Genomic DNA, 15,932 nt, shown 5'->3' with positions numbered 1-15,932 from the left:
GAAACCCGTAAACCTGGAGTTTCACGAGATTTCTTTAACCTGGCGGAAGCTAAACTAAGAGAGAGCTCTATGAACCCTGAGCGTTCCGAACGCATAGAAATCCCCGTATTGCCTCTGCGCGATGTGGTGGTTTATCCGCACATGGTGATCCCGTTGTTTGTTGGCCGGGAAAAATCAATACGGTGCCTTGAAGCCGCAATGGATCACGACAAGAAGATCATGCTGGTGGCGCAAAAAGAGGCCTCAACGGATGAACCGGGCGTCAACGATCTGTTTTCTGTCGGTACGGTAGCGTCCATCCTCCAGATGTTGAAGCTGCCGGACGGCACGGTAAAAGTGCTGGTGGAAGGTTTGCAGCGCGCGCGCATCACCACCCTGTCTGACAATGGCGAGCACTTTGCGGCCCAGGCTGAATACCTCGATTCGCCAGCAATTGATGAGCGTGAGCAGGAGGTGCTGGTACGCACCGCCATCAACCAGTTTGAAGGCTACATCAAGCTCAACAAAAAGATCCCGCCGGAGGTGCTGACCTCACTGAACAGCATCGACGATGCCGCACGTTTGGCCGATACCATCGCCGCCCATATGCCGCTGAAACTGGCAGACAAACAGTCCGTGCTGGAGATGTCCGACATCACTGAACGCCTTGAGTACCTGATGGCGATGATGGAGTCGGAAATCGACCTGTTGCAGGTGGAGAAACGCATCCGCAACCGCGTCAAAAAGCAGATGGAGAAGAGCCAGCGCGAGTACTACCTGAATGAGCAGATGAAGGCCATTCAGAAAGAGCTGGGCGAGATGGATGACGCGCCAGATGAGCACGAAGCGCTGAAGCGCAAAATCGACGCGGCCAAAATGCCGAAAGAGGCCAAAGAGAAGACTGAGGCCGAGCTGCAAAAGCTGAAGATGATGTCGCCGATGTCGGCGGAAGCCACCGTGGTGCGCAGCTATATCGACTGGATGATCCAGGTGCCGTGGAACGACCGCAGCAAGGTGAAGAAAGACCTGCGCAAGGCCCAAGAGGTGCTGGACTCCGACCATTACGGGCTGGAGCGCGTCAAGGATCGCATCCTTGAGTACCTCGCCGTGCAGAGCCGCGTCAGTAAAATCAAGGGGCCGATCCTCTGTCTGGTGGGGCCGCCAGGGGTAGGTAAGACCTCCCTCGGCCAGTCCATCGCCCGTGCCACCGGTCGCCAGTATGTGCGTATGGCGCTGGGCGGCGTGCGTGATGAAGCGGAGATCCGCGGTCACCGCCGTACTTATATCGGCTCCATGCCGGGCAAGCTGATCCAGAAGATGGCGAAAGTGGGCGTACGTAACCCACTGTTCCTGCTGGATGAGATCGATAAAATGTCCTCTGACATGCGTGGTGATCCGGCTTCTGCCCTGCTGGAAGTGCTGGACCCGGAACAGAACGTGGCCTTCAACGACCACTATCTGGAAGTGGACTACGATCTCTCCGACGTGATGTTTGTGGCGACCTCCAACTCCATGAACATTCCGGCACCGCTGCTGGACCGTATGGAAGTGATTCGCCTCTCGGGTTACACCGAGGATGAGAAGCTGAACATCGCCAAGCAGCACCTGCTGCCGAAGCAGATTGAACGCAACGCACTGAAAAAGGGCGAATTGACGCTGGAAGACAGCGCGATCATCGGCATCATCCGCTACTACACCCGTGAAGCCGGCGTGCGTAGTCTGGAGCGTGAAATCTCCAAACTGTGCCGTAAGGCGGTGAAACAGCTGCTGATGGACAAAACCATCAAGCACATCACCATCACCGGCGACAACCTGAAGGATTACCTGGGCGTCCAGCGTGTCGACTATGGCCGCGCGGATACCGAAAACCGCATCGGTCAGGTGACCGGTCTGGCGTGGACGGAAGTGGGCGGCGACCTGCTGACCATCGAAACCGCCTGCGTACCGGGCAAGGGCAAACTGACCTACACCGGCTCCCTCGGCGAGGTGATGCAGGAGTCCATTCAGGCGGCGCTGACCGTGGTGCGCGCGCGTGCCGACAAGCTGGGCATCAACAACGACTTCTATGAGAAGCGTGACATCCACGTGCACGTGCCGGAAGGCGCGACGCCGAAGGATGGCCCAAGCGCCGGTATCGCCATGTGCACCGCGCTGGTCTCCGCCCTGACCGGCAACCCGGTACGCGCCGACGTGGCGATGACCGGTGAGATCACGCTGCGCGGCCAGGTGCTGCCGATTGGCGGCCTGAAAGAGAAGCTGCTGGCGGCCCACCGTGGCGGCATCAAAGTGGTGCTGATCCCGGATGAGAACCGCCGCGATCTGGAAGAGATTCCGGATAACGTCATCGCCGATCTGGAGATCCACCCGGTCAAGCGCATCGACGAAGTGCTGAACCTGGCGTTGCAAAACCCAGCGTTTGGTGCGCAGCCGGTGGCGGTGAAATAACCGCAGGCAGGCTTACGTTCTCAACAGCCGGCAAGCCGAGAGGTTTGCCGGCTTTTTTATGCCACCGCGCCGGGCGCGTGGTTGGCTTGCATAGCCCTGGCAGGCTTGATATAAAAGCAGCGCAGCCGCGCACCAAGGACTTTTTTCAGCGCGGCAAAGATTTCAAGAGGGGATGAATACGTGAATAAATCACAACTGATCGACAAGATTGCCGTGGACGCAGACCTTTCCAAGGCTGCCGCTGGCCGTGCACTGGATGCCATTCTGGAATCCGTTACTGATTCACTGAAGAGCGGCGAAGAAGTGGCGCTGGTGGGCTTCGGCACCTTTGCCGTACGCGAGCGCGCCGCCCGTACTGGCCGCAACCCGCAGACCGGGAACGAGATTGCCATCCCGGCAGCCAAAGTTCCGGGTTTCCGCGCAGGCAAGGCGTTGAAAGACGCTATCAATTAATGAGTGTGCGGTAGATCGCGTTTCCACAGGCAGTTTGTTTCAAACAATCGCCTGACGCGACCAGCCGGGTAAGGTAAGATACAAGGCGCATCAAAATAGGTGCGCTTTTTTTATTTCTACAGCACAGGCGGGACGGGGTAACACTCGGTTTTCTTTGCCTTTCGCTCTACCGCGCAACGGCGCAGGACGTGCCGGGCACCATGCCTGCGCAGGGTTGTTAATCTACATTACAGCGGAGTGTTGTCACATTATGATGGACAATTTACGCGCGGCTTCTAACCATGTCGTGCTCAAAGTCATCCTGGCGCTTATTATTCTCTCCTTTGTCCTGACCGGGGTGGGCAACTACCTGATCGGCGGTTCCGGCGACTATGCCGCCAAAGTGAACGGCCAGGAGATCAGCCGCGCCCAGTTTGAACAGGCTTTCCAGAATGAGCGCGCCCGTATGCAGCAGCGTCTGGGCGAGCAGTTCTCCCTGCTGGCGGGCAATGAACAGTATATGCAGGGCCTGCGTCAGCAGGTGCTGAACCAGCTGGTGGACGTCACCCTGATTGATCAGTACGCCAAAAAGTTGGGCGTCACCATCACGGATGAGCAGGTTAAAGAGAGCATCCTCGCGACCCCGGCATTCCGCACCAATAACCAATTCGACAATGACAAATATCTGGCGGTAATCCGCAGCAATGGCTTCACCGCTGACAACTATGCGCAGGTGGTTCGCCGCCAGTTGCAGGCGCAGCAGCTGAATCAGGTATTTGGCGGTAGCGAGTTTGTTCTGCCGGTGGAAACCGATGCGCTGGCAGCGCTGGTGCTGCAATCGCGCGAGGTGCGCGTTGCGGCCTTTGACACCGATGCGCTGGCGGCCAAGCAGACCGCCACGGATGACGAGCTGAAAGCCTACTACGACCAGCACCGTGACGCGTTCATCGCGCCGCAGCAGATGAAGGTCAGCTATCTGGAGATGGACGCGGCCGCCCTGCAAGACAAGGTGACCGTCAGTGACGCGGAGATCGCGGCCTACTATGACCAGCACCAGAACACCTTTGGCCAGCCGGAGCGCAAGAAGTATGGCGTGATCGTGCTGAAAACGCAGGCGGATGCCGATGCAGTACTGGCTGACCTGAAAAAGGGCGCGGATTTCGCTGAACTGGCGAAGACCAAATCCATCGATACCTTCACCGGCCAGCGCGGCGGCGAACTAGACTGGATGGAACCGGAAACCACGCTGGAAGACTTCAAGAACGCCAACCTGACGGAGAAGGGCCAGCTCTCTGGCGTGATCAAATCCTCCTCCGGTTTCCTGATCTTGAAACTCAACGATCTGGAAGCGGCGAAGATCAAGCCGCTGGCTGAAGTGCGCGCCGACGTGCTGGCAAAACTGAAGCAGGAGAAGGCGTTGGATGCCTTCTATGCGCTGCAACAGAAAGTGAGCGAAGCGGCAACCAATGACAATGAGTCACTGGCATCAGCGGAAGAGGCCTCTGGCCTGAAAGCGGTACACACCGACTGGTTCACCCAGCAGAGCATCCCGCAGGCGCTTAACAGCAAGGCGGTGGTGGATGTCCTCTTTGACGGCTCCCTGCAGGGCGACAATGGCACGCCGGGCAGCAACTCCAACGTGATCAGCGCCGACGGCGACCGTGCATTTGTGGTGCGTATCGATGCCCACAAACCGCAGGCAGAGAAGCCGCTGGCCGAGGTGCATGATGAAGTGCTGGCACTGGTGAAACGTCAGAAAGCTCAGGAGCAGGCGCAGGTTGAGGCAGATAAAGTGCTGACCGCACTGAAAGCGGGCAAGGGCGATGAGGCGTTGAAAGCCAATGGCCTTAGCTTCGGTGAAACGCAGAACGTCCAGCGCTCCCAACAGCCTTCTGCCTTTGAGCAGAACGTCTACAGCCTGCCGCAGCCGAAAGCCGGCAAGCCAAGCTTTGGCGTGACCAAGGATGAGAAGGGCAACGTGGCGCTGGTCGCTCTGGACAAAGTCACCCCCGGCCACCTGCCGCCAGACGCTATCCCAGGCTTCAGCAGCCAGGTGAAAGAGGGTGCCACCAACATCACCTTCGATGCCCTGCTGAGTAGCCTGCGTGAGTCTGCCAAAATCAAACTGGGCAGTGCTGCACAGGCGCAATAACGCTTCCAAGAAAATGTAATGCGTTGCAACAGACAAAGGCCGCTTTCGCGGCCTTTTCCACATTTAAAATCTGCCCTTTGTGCTCGTTTCCGCTTTTCGGCATTGTGTCGGTGCTGAACAACACAAGGAGAAACAGCATGAAAAAATTAGGAATTTCCGCCCTCGGACTGGCACTGGCGCTCGGTCTGTCAAGTTTACCGGTGCTGGTGCAGGCAGCTCCCGCTGACGCCTCGCCTGCCACGCTCTCCGCCAAAAAAGCGGAGAAAGCGCCCGTCACACCCAGCGCCAAGGCCAGCGTAGCCAGCCAGGAGGAGAAGGTCAGCATCAACAACGCCGATGCCGCCGCGCTCTCGCAGGGGTTGAATGGCGTCGGCCTGAAAAAGGCCGAGGCGATTGTCAGCTACCGCCAGGAGTTTGGGCCTTTTACGGACATCGAACAGTTGCAGGAGGTGCCCGGCATTGGCCCGGCATTAATTGAGCGAAATCGCGACCGGCTGGTTTTGTGAACCCCCTCGCGTAACGCTGAACTTCTGACCGACGGCAGGGAGATTCTGCTACCCTCAAAGTGATCCGACCAGTGCGCCCGCGGGCGCACTTCAGGGCGCAGGTTTTTCCCTATCGTTGCAACAGGAGTGAGTCAGCCACCATGCAGATGCTGCTAAAAGTCCGGGGTTTTCATATCGATGTCTACCAGCATGTCAATAATGCCCGCTATCTTGAGTTCCTGGAGGAGGCCCGCTGGGAGTGGCTCTCCGCGCTGGAGGGATTCCAGTGGATGAAGGCGCAAGGCATCGCCTTTATCGTGGTCAATATCAACATTAACTATCGCCGACCAGCCGTGCTGGGGGATGTGCTGCGCATTGACAGCCAACTGGCGCGCCTCAATGGGCGCAGCGGCGTGGTCAATCAGGTAATCACCCTGGAGCCAACGGGTGAGGTGGTGGCGGATGCGGCCCTGACCTTCGTCTGCATCGATCTGAAAACCCAGAAAGCGCTGCCGCTGGAGGGGGAGTTGCTGGCGCGCTTGAGCCAGTTGGAGCAACCGGCGGGGCAGTAAACGGCCCCACCGTGGGGCAGGGCCGGCGTGGGGTTATTGCAGGCCGCTCTTCTGTTTCAGGCTGGCGAGCACGCCCGCACGGTCTTGCTGGTAAACCGCCAGACCGTTGGCGCGCAGGTGGCAGGCAGCGCATTCGCCGCAGCCATCGCCCTGAATGCCGTTGTAACAGGTCAGGGTGTCGCGGCGCACGCGCTCCAGTTGCCCGTAGTAGTCAGCCAGCGCCCAGGTTTCCGCCTTGTTCAGCCACATCAGCGGCGTCTCAAAGCGGACATCACGCGCCAGTCCGAGGCTGACCGCGTGGTTCAACGCCTTAACGAACTCGTCGCGGCAGTCCGGGTAGCCGGAGAAGTCGGTTTCACACACGCCGGTGATCACCGCTTCCGCCCCGATCTGGTAGGCATAGATGGAGGCCAGAGTCAGGAACAGGATATTGCGGCCGGGCACAAAGGTGCTTGGCAACTGCCCCTCGGCATTGGCCTCATAGCCCGGCACCGGGATGTTGTCACGCGTCAGGCTGCTGACCGCCAGTTCATTCAGCAGGCCGACATCCAGCACCTTGTGCGCCCGCGCGCCCAGTGTTTCGGCCAGTTGGCGGGCCACGTCAATCTCTGCCCGGTGGCGCTGGCCGTAGTCGAAGGTGACGCAGTGCACCTCATCATACTGCGCCATTGCCTGAATCAGGCAGGTGGTTGAGTCCTGGCCACCGCTGAATACCACTACTGCTCGTTTCATTGTTACTACCTTTACTGTGTGTACCTGCCCGGCAACGCCGCCGGGTATTCACTATAGGTTACTGTCCCGCGCCCGCTTTGAACAGCTGCGTGCCGGTCAGCCGGGAAAGAGGGGAGGGATCGCGCCAATGTGCTCCGCCACCCAGCTATCACTGTAGTAGGTATCGGGGTAGCGATCGCCGCTGTCGCACAGCAATGTGACGATGGAGCCTTGTTCACCGCGCTGGCGCATCTCGGCTGCCAGTTGCAGCGCGCCACAGAGGTTGGTGCCAGTTGAGGCACCAGCGCGGCGGCCCAGCGCCCGCTCCAGCCAGTGCAGGGCGGCGATGCTGGCGGCATCTGGCACCGCGATCATCCGGTCAATCACATCCGGGATAAAGGAGGGTTCAACACGCGGTCGGCCAATGCCCTCAATCCGGCTGCCCAACGGCGAGGTGATCTGCGGGTCACGCCGGTGGTAGTAGTCGTGGAACACTGAGTTTTCAGGATCGACCACCACCAGTTCGGTCGGGTGCCCCTGATAGCGGATATAGCGCCCCAGCGTGGCAGAGGTGCCGCCGGTGCCAGCGCCCATCACCAGATAGCGCGGCATCGGGAACGGCTCGCGCGCCATCTGGCGGTAGATGCTGTCAGCGATATTGTTGTTGCCGCGCCAGTCGGTGGCCCGCTCGGCGTAGGTGAACTGATCCATATAGTGGCCGCCCAGATCGCGCGCCAGATGTTCAGACGCGGCATAGATCTGCGCCGAGTGCTCAACAAAGTGGCAGCGTCCGCCATAAAAGGCGATCTGCTCTATTTTGCGGCGCGCGGTGCTGGCTGGCATCACAGCGATAAAAGGCAGGCCAAGCAGGCGGGCAAAATAGGCTTCGGAGATGGCAGTGCTGCCGGAGGAGGCCTCAATCACCGTGCTGTTCTCCCGCAGCCAACCGTTGCAGAGCGCGTAGAGGAACAGGGAGCGTGCCAGCCGGTGTTTCAGGCTGCCGCTGGGGTGGGTGCTCTCATCTTTCAAATAGAGATGGATGCCGGGGAAGTCCGGCAGCGGCAATCGGATTAAATGGGTATCCGCGGAGCGCTGGAAATCGGCCTCGATTTCCCGGACAGCGCCCCTGACCCAGCAAGCAGTCATCGGCTCGTTCTCAACAGGGGGAAGATGGCGCTTAGCCTACCCTGAGAACGGGAAAAAAGGATTGCTATCTTGCCTGCAAAATGGCCAGATAAGAGAAAATTTTTCTCAGGAGTGGCCCTTGCTGGATAAAATTGACCGTACGCTGCTGCGTTTGCTGCAACAGGACTGCACGCTCTCCCTCCATGAGATGGCAGAAGCGGTCAACCTGACCTCCACCCCGTGCTGGAAACGGCTCAAACGGCTGGAGGAGCAGGGTTACATCCGCAGTCGGGTCGCGTTGCTGGATTGTGATAAGATCGGCCTCGGCCTGACCGCTTTTATGCTGATCAAGACCCAGCAGCACAACCGCGAGTGGTATCAGCACTTCGTCAGCCAGACTGAACAGATGCCGGAGGTACTGGCGTTCTACCGGATGGCGGGGGAGTACGACTATTTATTGCAAGTGCAGGTGGCTGACATGAAAAGCTACGACACCTTTTACAAAAAGCTGGTAAACAGTGTGCCCGGCCTGATTGAGGTGACCTCCAGCTTCGCAATGGAAAGGATCAAATACACCACGGCCCTGCCGCTGCCGGAGTAGGCGCACAGCGCCATCGCTTTTTTCCAATCATCTTCTATGCTGCTTGGGCGGCCATCATCCGGTGCGCCGGCGCTTCACTTTTTGGGAATAAAATCTTGTGAGATTGTTTGCACAACTAGGCTGGTATTTCCGCCGGGAGTGGCGTCGCTACCTCGGTGCGATAGCCCTGCTGATTATCATTGCCGTCCTGCAACTGCTGCCGCCCAAGCTGGTGGGGGTGATTGTGGATGGCATCACCCAAAAACGGATGGACATGTTCGCAGTACTGGGCTGGATCGGCGTGATCCTGATGACGGCGGTGTTCGTCTACCTGCTGCGCTATGTCTGGCGGGTGCTGCTGTTCGGGGCCTCCTACCAACTGGCGGTGGAGCTACGCGAACGCTTTTACCAGCAACTTAGTCGCCAGCATCCGGCCTTCTACCTGCGCCACCGTACCGGCGATCTGATTGCCCGCGCCACCAATGACGTGGACCGGGTGGTGTTTGCCGCCGGGGAAGGGGTGTTGACGCTGGTGGACTCGCTGGTCATGGGCTGTGCGGTGTTGGTGGTGATGTGCACCCAGATTAGCTGGCAACTGACGCTGTTGTCGCTGGTGCCGATGCCTATCATGGCGCTGGTGATCAAGCGCTACGGCCAGCAGTTGCACGATCGTTTCAAGTCGGCGCAGGCGGCGTTCTCGGCGTTGAATGACCAGACGCAAGAGAGCCTGACCAGCATCCGCATGATCAAGGCCTTTGGCCTGGAAGATCACCAGTCCGGCCAGTTCGCTCGCGTGGCGGCGGATGCCGGTGCCAAAAACCTGCGGGTGGGGCGCGTGGATGCGCGTTTTGATCCGACCATCTACATCGCCATCGGCATGGCGAATTTGCTGGCGGTGGGCGGCGGCAGTTGGCTGGTGGTCAACGGCACCCTGACCCTCGGCCAGCTCACCAGCTTTGTGATGTATCTGGGCCTGATGATCTGGCCGATGCTGGCGCTGGCCTGGATGTTCAACATCGTGGAGCGCGGCAGCGCTGCCTACAGCCGCTTACGCAGCATGTTGAAAGAGGCTCCGACGGTGGTGGATGGCAGCCAGGCCGTGCCTGCGGGGCGCGGGGCGTTGCAGGCGGAGATCGTGCGTTTCCACTATCCGGGAAACACCCACAGCGCGCTGCATGACGTGCGCTTTACCCTCCAGCCGGGCCAGATGCTGGGCCTGTGCGGCCCAACAGGCGCCGGGAAGAGCACTCTGCTGGCGCTGGTGCAGCGCCAGTTTGATGTGGACGAGGGGGCAATCCGCTTCCACGGCCTGCCATTGTCGGCGCTGAAACTGGATGAGTGGCGTGGCCGGCTGGCGGTGGTGAGCCAGACGCCGTTCCTGTTCTCAGACAGCGTGGCGCAGAACATCGCCCTTGGCCGGCCGGAGGCAACGCCAGCGCAGATCGAACAGGCGGCGCGGCTGGCCAGCGTGCATGACGATATTTTGCGCCTGCCGCAGGGTTACGAAACCCAGGTGGGGGAGCGGGGCGTGATGCTCTCCGGCGGGCAGAAGCAGCGCATCGCCATTGCCCGCGCGCTGCTACTGGAGGCAGAGATTTTGATTTTGGATGACGCCCTCTCCGCGGTGGATGGCCGCACCGAGCACGAGATCCTGGCAAACCTGCGCCAATGGGGCAGCAACCGCACCCTGATCATCAGCGCCCACCGCCTGTCGGCACTGACCGAGGCCAATGAGATTTTGGTCTTTAACCAAGGCACGGTGATGCAGCGCGGCGACCATGACTCGCTGGCGGCACAGCCGGGCTGGTATCGTGATATGTATCGTTATCAACAACTTGAGGCCGCGCTCGATGAGCCAGCGCCCGCTGCGGGAAACCGGGAGGCGCAGGATGCCTAAACTCCAGTCAATGTGGCCGACCCTAAAACGCCTGCTCACCTATGGCTCCCCCTACCGCAAGCCGCTGCTGCTGGCGGTGGTGATGCTGTGGGTGGCCGCGGGCGCGGAGGTAGGTGGCCCGCTGTTGATCAGTTACTTCATCGATCATGTGGTGGCGCACGGCAACCTGCCATTGGCGCTGGTTTCGGCGCTGGCTGGTGGCTATATCCTGCTCAACCTGCTGGCGGCAGCGCTGCACTATTACCAGTCGCTGCTGTTCAACCGGGCAGCGGTCGGCGTAGTGCAGCGGCTGCGGATCGATGTGATGGATGCCGCGCTGCGCCAGCCGCTGAGCGAGTTTGATATTCAGCCGGTGGGACAACTTATCTCACGCGTCACCAATGACACCGAGGTGGTGCGCGATCTCTACGTTACCGTAGTGGCGACCGTGCTGCGCAGCGCCGCCCTGATTGGCGCGATGCTGGTGGCGATGTACAGCCTCGACTGGCGCATGGCGACGGTGGCGGTCTGTATCTTCCCGGCGGTGCTGGTGGTGATGGTGCTCTACCAGCGTTACAGCACGCCGGTGGCGCGCAAGGTGCGCAGTTACCTGGCCGATATCAACGATGGCTTCAATGAAGTGATCAACGGCATGGGCGTGATCCAGCAGTTCCGCCAGCAGCAGCGCTTTGCTGAACGGTTGAGCGCGGCGAGCTGGGCGCACTACCACGCGCGCATGAAGACGCTGCGCATTGAGGGGTTCCTGTTGCGCCCGCTGCTGAGCCTGTTCTCCACCATGGTGCTGTGCGGACTGCTGATGCTGTTTGGTTTCAGCGCCGTCGGCAGCGTCGGGGTGGGCGTGCTCTATGCCTTCATCAACTATCTCGGCCGCCTCAATGAGCCACTGATTGAGCTGACCTCCCAGCAGTCGATCCTGCAACAGGCGGTAGTGGCGGGCGAGCGCATCTTTGAGCTGATGGATCGCGTACAGCAGCAGTATGGCGGCGATGACCAGCCGCTCACCAGCGGCCAGATCGAGATTGATGACGTCAGCTTTGCCTACCGGGATGACAAAAAGGTGCTGGAGCACATCTCGCTGTCGGTGCCGTCGCGCGGCTTTGTGGCGCTGGTGGGGCATACGGGCAGCGGCAAAAGCACCCTCGCCAACCTGCTGATGGGCTACTACCCGATCAGCGAGGGGCAGATTCGCCTTGATGGCCGGCCGCTTGACACGCTCTCCCACCAAACGCTGCGTCAGGGCGTTGCCATGGTACAGCAAGATCCGGTGGTGCTGGCGGAGTCGGTCTATGCCAACGTCACGCTGGGCCGCGAGATTGCCGAGCAGGAGGTGTGGCAGGCGCTGGAGACGGTGCAACTGGCGGAGCTGGTACGCGCGATGCCCGAAAACATCCACACCCGGCTGGGCGAGCAGGGCAATAACCTGTCGGTGGGCCAGAAACAGCTGCTGGCGATGGCGCGAGTGCTGGTGCAGGCGCCGCAAATCCTGATTCTGGATGAGGCGACCGCCAATATCGACTCCGGCACCGAGCAGGCGATTCAGCGCGCGCTGCGTGCCATCCGTCAGCACACTACGCTGGTGGTGATCGCTCACCGCCTCTCTACCGTGGTAGACGCCGACTCCATTCTGGTGCTGCACCGTGGACAGGCGGTGGAGCGCGGCACCCATGCCGAGCTGCTGGCGCATCAGGGGCGCTATGCCCAGATGTACCAGATGCAACTGGTGGGTGAGCAGCTGGAGGCAGAGAGCGCCACGCCACTCTCCGCCTGAGTGAGGGCGGGTGCCTGGCACCCGCCCCCTCAGTCCGCACCATTATCAGGCATCCCACCCGCCAATTTCTTCACTCTGCACTCCAGTAAAGCGGCTTGCACTAAAATGAGGCGCAGCTACGCTTTCTATGGGCTGACTTAAGTCAAATCGTCTCCCCCGGCCTGGCCGGAGAGGGCGTCGCCCGCCCCTAATCCCCTCTATTCCCAGACGAAATCATTTGTGGCACACCCTTTGCTTTAGACTAGCTATCCACGCGGGTTTAACGCGACAGGCTCTTAATTCGAGGAGTGGCAATATGAAACTGGTTACTGTGGTGATCAAACCATTCAAGTTGGAAGATGTGCGCGAGGCGCTCTCTGCCGTAGGCATTCAGGGACTGACCGTCACCGAGGTAAAAGGCTTTGGCCGCCAGAAAGGGCATGCCGAACTCTACCGTGGGGCTGAGTACAGCGTTAACTTCTTGCCGAAAGTCAAAATCGATATTGCCATTGCCGACGACCAGCTGGATGAAGTGATTGATGTGATTAGCAAAGCGGCCTACACCGGCAAGATCGGTGACGGCAAAATTTTCGTTGCAGAGTTGCAGCGTGTGATTCGTATTCGTACTGGCGAGACCGACGAAGCAGCATTGTAATTTCAGGCTCGGATGAGTGAACTAGGGGTGGATCGATAATGAAAAAACTTTTATCCATGATGGGCCTCGGCGCGGCGGCCATGGCGCCATCGCTGGCGATGGCGGCACCGGCGGTCACTGATAAGGCGGACAACGCCTTTATGATGATCTGCACCGCGCTGGTGCTGTTTATGACCGTGCCGGGGATTGCGCTGTTCTACGGCGGCCTGCTGCGCTCCAAAAACGTGCTGTCGATGTTGACCCAGGTGATGGTGACCTTCGCATTGGTCTGCGTGCTCTGGATGCTGTATGGCTATAGCCTGGCCTTCAGCGAGGGCAACGCTTTCTTCGGCGGCTTCCAAACGGCGATGCTGAAGGGCATTACGGTGGACAGCGTCACCGGCACCTTCGCCCAATTGATCCACGTCGCTTTCCAGTGCTCCTTCGCCTGCATCACCGTGGCGCTGATTGTTGGGGGCTTCGCGGAGCGTATCCGCTTCTCCGCGGTACTGATCTTCACCGTGATCTGGATGACCTTCTCCTACCTGCCGATTGCCCACATGGTGTGGGGCGGCGGCTTCCTGGCGGCAGATGGCGCGCTGGACTTTGCCGGTGGCACCGTGGTGCACATCAACGCGGCGATTGCCGGGCTGGTGGGCGCGTACCTGCTGGGCAAGCGCGCGGGCTTTGGCAAAGAGGCATTCAAGCCGCATAACCTGCCGATGGTTTTCACCGGTGCCAGCATCCTCTACGTGGGCTGGTTCGGCTTCAACGCTGGCTCCGCCAGTGCGGCCAATGGCATCGCGGCGCTGGCTTTCGTCAATACCGTAATGGCCACCGCTGGCGCGATCCTCTCCTGGGTACTGGTGGAGTGGATGGTGCGCGGCAAGCCTTCCCTGCTGGGCGCCTGCTCCGGCTGCATCGCGGGTCTGGTCGCCATCACCCCGGCGGCGGGCACAGTGGGTGTCGGCGGCGCGCTGGTGATAGGCCTGATTGGCGGCGTGGCTGGCCTATGGGGCGTAGTGATGCTCAAACGCTGGCTGCATGCGGATGACACCTGTGACGTCTTCGGCGTACACGGCGTGTGTGGTATCGTCGGCTGCATCCTGACTGGCGTTTTCACCTCCTCCTCCTTGGGCGGCGTTGGTTACGCAGAAGGCGTGACCATGGGGCACCAGGTCTGGGTACAGCTGTTCAGCATCGGCATTACCCTGGTGTGGTCAGGTGTCGTGGCCTTTATCGGTTACAAAATTGCTGATATGGTGGTGGGACTGCGTGTTCCGGAAGATCAGGAGCGCGAAGGGCTGGACGTCAACAGCCACGGCGAGAACGCCTACAACCAGTAATGGCAGAGTAGGGCATCAGCCTGACGAGCAGTGCGCTAAATAAAACAGGTTCCCCGGCGTGGGCGTGATTCCTACCCCCGCCGACTTAAGGAGCCGGGCAACATGCAAAAAACATCACAGATAATGATGCAAATGATGATAGAGAGGCGGTGGCGCAATCCACCGCCTTTTTTTATGCGTCGCGGCGGCGGATGACCCCCTCCTGCACTGACGTCGCGACCAGCACGCCATCGCGGGTGTAGAACTGGCCGCGCACAAAGCCGCGCGCGCCAGAGGCGGAGGTGCTCTCCACCGCGTAGAGCAGCCACTCATCCAGACGGAACGGCCGGTGGAACCACATGGAGTGATCGATGGTTGCCACCTGCATCCCCGGCTCCAGGAAGCCGACCCCATGCGGTTGCAGCGCGGTGGGCAGGAAGTTGAAGTCCGAGGCGTAGCCCAGCAAATATTGGTGGATACGCAGGTCGTCCGGCATCTCGCCATTCGCCCGGAACCAGACGTGCCGCTCCGGCGCGGCTACCGTGCCCTGCAACGGGTTGTGAAAAGCCACCGGCCGCATCTCAATCGGGCGCTGGCCGATGAACTTTTCCCGCACCTTCTCGGGGATCAGGTGGGCAAACTTCTGCGCAATCTCTGACTCTGAGATCAGCGCCTCCGGCGGCGGCACCTGTGGCATGGTGTTCTGGTGCTCGAAACCGCTCTCCTGACACTGGAAGGAGGCGGTCATGTAGAAGATAGGCTTGCCGTTCTGCACCGCTTTGACCCGCCGGGCGCTGAAGCTGTGGCCATCACGCAAAATTTCCACGTCATAGATGATCGCCTTGCTGCTGTCACCGGGGCGCAAAAAATAGCTGTGGAAGGAGTGGATACCGCGCTCGGCGGGCACCGTTTGCTTGGCGGCATACAGCGCCTGACCGACCACCTGGCCGCCAAAGACCTGGCGTAATCCCAGATCCTCGCTCTGTCCCCGGAACAAGCCCTCTTCGAGTTTCTCCAGGTTGAGCAGATCCAATAAATTCGTTAATGCCTGACTCATGCGGTGATCCCTTTCAGCGAAAAACAGGGTAGGTGGGGCGCGTGGCCCCTGTCGCCATAGTAGAGGATCCGGGGCAGTGAAAGAAGGGCGCGCCGGGGGGCGGCAGGAATTTTTCAGAGTTATGTGCCACAATTATTTCGTGATGTGGTGAATGCCACTAGTTCAATCCTGACGCTTGCGACCCGTAAGAAGTAAACAAAACAAGGAGTGCAACTGATGAAATTTTGGCAGATTGTAGGTGGAACCGCGCTGTCTCTCACATTGGCCGGCTGTGCATCCCAACCCGCCCAGCCTCCCTTGCCGCCACCCGGCAATGGCGCGCCTTCGACGGCGGCTATCCAGCAACCCTCGGTAAAAGGCACTATCTCCATCGACTCACGCGTGGCGCTGCCGCCTGATTCGGTGCTGACCGTGACCCTGGCAGACGCCTCCATCGCAGACACGCCGTCGAAAGTGGTGGCGCAGAGCGTTGCCTATACCCAAGGCCATCAGGCACCGTTCCCCTTCGTGCTGCCTTACAGTCCAAATGATGTGCAGCCTAAATCCAGGGTACTGCTGAGCGCAGTCATCGCGGACAAGCAAGGTCACTTCCTGTTCCAGACCGAACAGCCGACGCCTGCCGTGACCAATGGCGCAGGTACCCAGTTTGATCTGGTGCTGAAGCCGGTCGAGGCGCGGGCAGTGCCTACCAACCCTTCCACGCTGGGGCCACTGGACACTTCACCGAACAGCCCGATGCCTACTGGCATCAACCCGGCACCGACACCGATGCCATAAGCTTGAGCTGGCGG

14 protein-coding genes are annotated in these 15,932 nt (G+C 60.1%); 11 read left to right on the top strand and 3 right to left on the bottom strand.

Annotated elements, in window-relative coordinates; genetic code table 11:
- Positions 1–69 precede the first annotated feature (69 nt).
- From lon to C1N62_RS12850, 5 genes are all read left to right on the top strand, one after another.
- Positions 70–2,424 (top strand): endopeptidase La, encoded by a 2,355-nt coding sequence (lon, locus tag C1N62_RS12870; protein WP_137764007.1) that lies wholly within the window; start codon positions 70–72, stop codon positions 2,422–2,424.
- A 180-nt stretch (positions 2,425–2,604) separates the two neighbouring features.
- Positions 2,605–2,877, top strand: a complete 273-nt coding sequence (gene hupB, locus C1N62_RS12865; RefSeq protein ID WP_137764006.1) for a nucleoid-associated protein HU-beta — start codon at positions 2,605–2,607, stop codon at positions 2,875–2,877.
- Positions 2,878–3,127: 250 nt separating this feature from the next.
- Entirely contained in the window at positions 3,128–5,008 is a 1,881-nt protein-coding gene (ppiD, locus tag C1N62_RS12860) for a peptidylprolyl isomerase (RefSeq protein WP_137764005.1), read from the top strand.
- A gap of 137 nt (positions 5,009–5,145) precedes the next feature.
- A complete protein-coding gene (locus C1N62_RS12855) occupies positions 5,146–5,514 on the top strand; it encodes a helix-hairpin-helix domain-containing protein (RefSeq protein ID WP_137764004.1) in 369 nt (122 codons plus the stop codon).
- A 140-nt stretch (positions 5,515–5,654) separates the two neighbouring features.
- Positions 5,655–6,065 carry a YbgC/FadM family acyl-CoA thioesterase gene (locus C1N62_RS12850; RefSeq protein WP_137764003.1) on the top strand — a complete coding sequence of 137 codons (411 nt, stop codon included), beginning with the start codon at positions 5,655–5,657 and terminating at the stop codon, positions 6,063–6,065.
- Between the two features lie 33 nt (positions 6,066–6,098).
- On the opposite strand, the gene queC is transcribed toward C1N62_RS12850, so the two are convergent.
- Entirely contained in the window at positions 6,099–6,797 is a 699-nt protein-coding gene (gene queC, locus C1N62_RS12845) for a 7-cyano-7-deazaguanine synthase QueC (RefSeq protein ID WP_137764002.1), read from the bottom strand.
- Positions 6,798–6,893: 96 nt separating this feature from the next.
- Positions 6,894–7,922 (bottom strand): PLP-dependent cysteine synthase family protein, encoded by a 1,029-nt coding sequence (locus C1N62_RS12840; RefSeq protein ID WP_137764001.1) that lies wholly within the window; start codon positions 7,920–7,922, stop codon positions 6,894–6,896.
- 118 nt (positions 7,923–8,040) lie between these two features.
- On the opposite strand from C1N62_RS12840, the gene C1N62_RS12835 reads away from it, so the two are divergent.
- The 5 genes from C1N62_RS12835 to amtB all read left to right on the top strand — a co-directional run bounded on the left by C1N62_RS12835 (position 8,041) and on the right by amtB (position 14,105).
- On the top strand, positions 8,041–8,502 hold the full coding sequence (locus tag C1N62_RS12835) for an Lrp/AsnC family transcriptional regulator (protein WP_137764000.1): 462 nt from the start codon (positions 8,041–8,043) through the stop codon (positions 8,500–8,502).
- A 97-nt stretch (positions 8,503–8,599) separates the two neighbouring features.
- Positions 8,600–10,378 (top strand): SmdA family multidrug ABC transporter permease/ATP-binding protein, encoded by a 1,779-nt coding sequence (locus tag C1N62_RS12830; protein WP_137763999.1) that lies wholly within the window; start codon positions 8,600–8,602, stop codon positions 10,376–10,378.
- Positions 10,371–12,146: a SmdB family multidrug efflux ABC transporter permease/ATP-binding protein gene (locus tag C1N62_RS12825; RefSeq protein ID WP_137763998.1), complete on the top strand. Its 1,776-nt coding sequence runs from the start codon at positions 10,371–10,373 to the stop codon at positions 12,144–12,146. The genes C1N62_RS12830 and C1N62_RS12825 overlap by 8 nt, the downstream gene beginning before the upstream one ends.
- Positions 12,147–12,441: 295 nt before the next feature.
- Entirely contained in the window at positions 12,442–12,780 is a 339-nt protein-coding gene (gene glnK, locus C1N62_RS12820; RefSeq protein WP_009639071.1) for a P-II family nitrogen regulator, read from the top strand.
- Positions 12,781–12,818: 38 nt separating this feature from the next.
- On the top strand, positions 12,819–14,105 hold the full coding sequence (gene amtB, locus C1N62_RS12815; protein ID WP_137763997.1) for an ammonium transporter AmtB: 1,287 nt from the start codon (positions 12,819–12,821) through the stop codon (positions 14,103–14,105).
- Positions 14,106–14,277: 172 nt separating this feature from the next.
- Here the strand turns inward: amtB and tesB are convergent, their stop codons facing one another.
- The gene (gene tesB, locus C1N62_RS12810) at positions 14,278–15,141 is read right to left on the bottom strand and encodes an acyl-CoA thioesterase II (RefSeq protein WP_137763996.1); all 864 of its coding nucleotides are present in this window, start codon (positions 15,139–15,141) and stop codon (positions 14,278–14,280) included.
- 216 nt (positions 15,142–15,357) lie between these two features.
- Between tesB and C1N62_RS12805 the strand changes: the two genes are divergently transcribed.
- A complete protein-coding gene (locus C1N62_RS12805; RefSeq protein WP_137763995.1) occupies positions 15,358–15,918 on the top strand; it encodes a YbaY family lipoprotein in 561 nt (186 codons plus the stop codon).
- Positions 15,919–15,932: the final 14 nt, after the last annotated feature.

The organism is Nissabacter sp. SGAir0207 (assembly GCF_005491205.1).
GTDB lineage: Bacteria > Pseudomonadota > Gammaproteobacteria > Enterobacterales > Enterobacteriaceae > Chimaeribacter.
Note: the sequence above shows the minus strand (reverse complement) of the source record. Positions and strands in the feature narration are given on the sequence as shown.

Bases quoted from the DNA above. Each gene is read 5' to 3' on its own strand.
- lon (WP_137764007.1), top strand. From the start codon at position 70: ATGAACCCTGAGCGTTCCGAACGCATAGAAATCCCCGTATTGCCTCTG.
- ppiD (WP_137764005.1), top strand. From the start codon at position 3,128: ATGATGGACAATTTACGCGCGGCTTCTAACCATGTCGTGCTCAAAGTC.
- C1N62_RS12855 (WP_137764004.1), top strand. From the start codon at position 5,146: ATGAAAAAATTAGGAATTTCCGCCCTCGGACTGGCACTGGCGCTCGGT.
- C1N62_RS12850 (WP_137764003.1), top strand. From the start codon at position 5,655: ATGCAGATGCTGCTAAAAGTCCGGGGTTTTCATATCGATGTCTACCAG.
- queC (WP_137764002.1), bottom strand. From the start codon at position 6,797: ATGAAACGAGCAGTAGTGGTATTCAGCGGTGGCCAGGACTCAACCACC.
- C1N62_RS12840 (WP_137764001.1), bottom strand. From the start codon at position 7,922: ATGACTGCTTGCTGGGTCAGGGGCGCTGTCCGGGAAATCGAGGCCGAT.
- C1N62_RS12825 (WP_137763998.1), top strand. From the start codon at position 10,371: ATGCCTAAACTCCAGTCAATGTGGCCGACCCTAAAACGCCTGCTCACC.
- glnK (WP_009639071.1), top strand. From the start codon at position 12,442: ATGAAACTGGTTACTGTGGTGATCAAACCATTCAAGTTGGAAGATGTG.
- amtB (WP_137763997.1), top strand. From the start codon at position 12,819: ATGAAAAAACTTTTATCCATGATGGGCCTCGGCGCGGCGGCCATGGCG.
- tesB (WP_137763996.1), bottom strand. From the start codon at position 15,141: ATGAGTCAGGCATTAACGAATTTATTGGATCTGCTCAACCTGGAGAAA.
- C1N62_RS12805 (WP_137763995.1), top strand. From the start codon at position 15,358: ATGAAATTTTGGCAGATTGTAGGTGGAACCGCGCTGTCTCTCACATTG.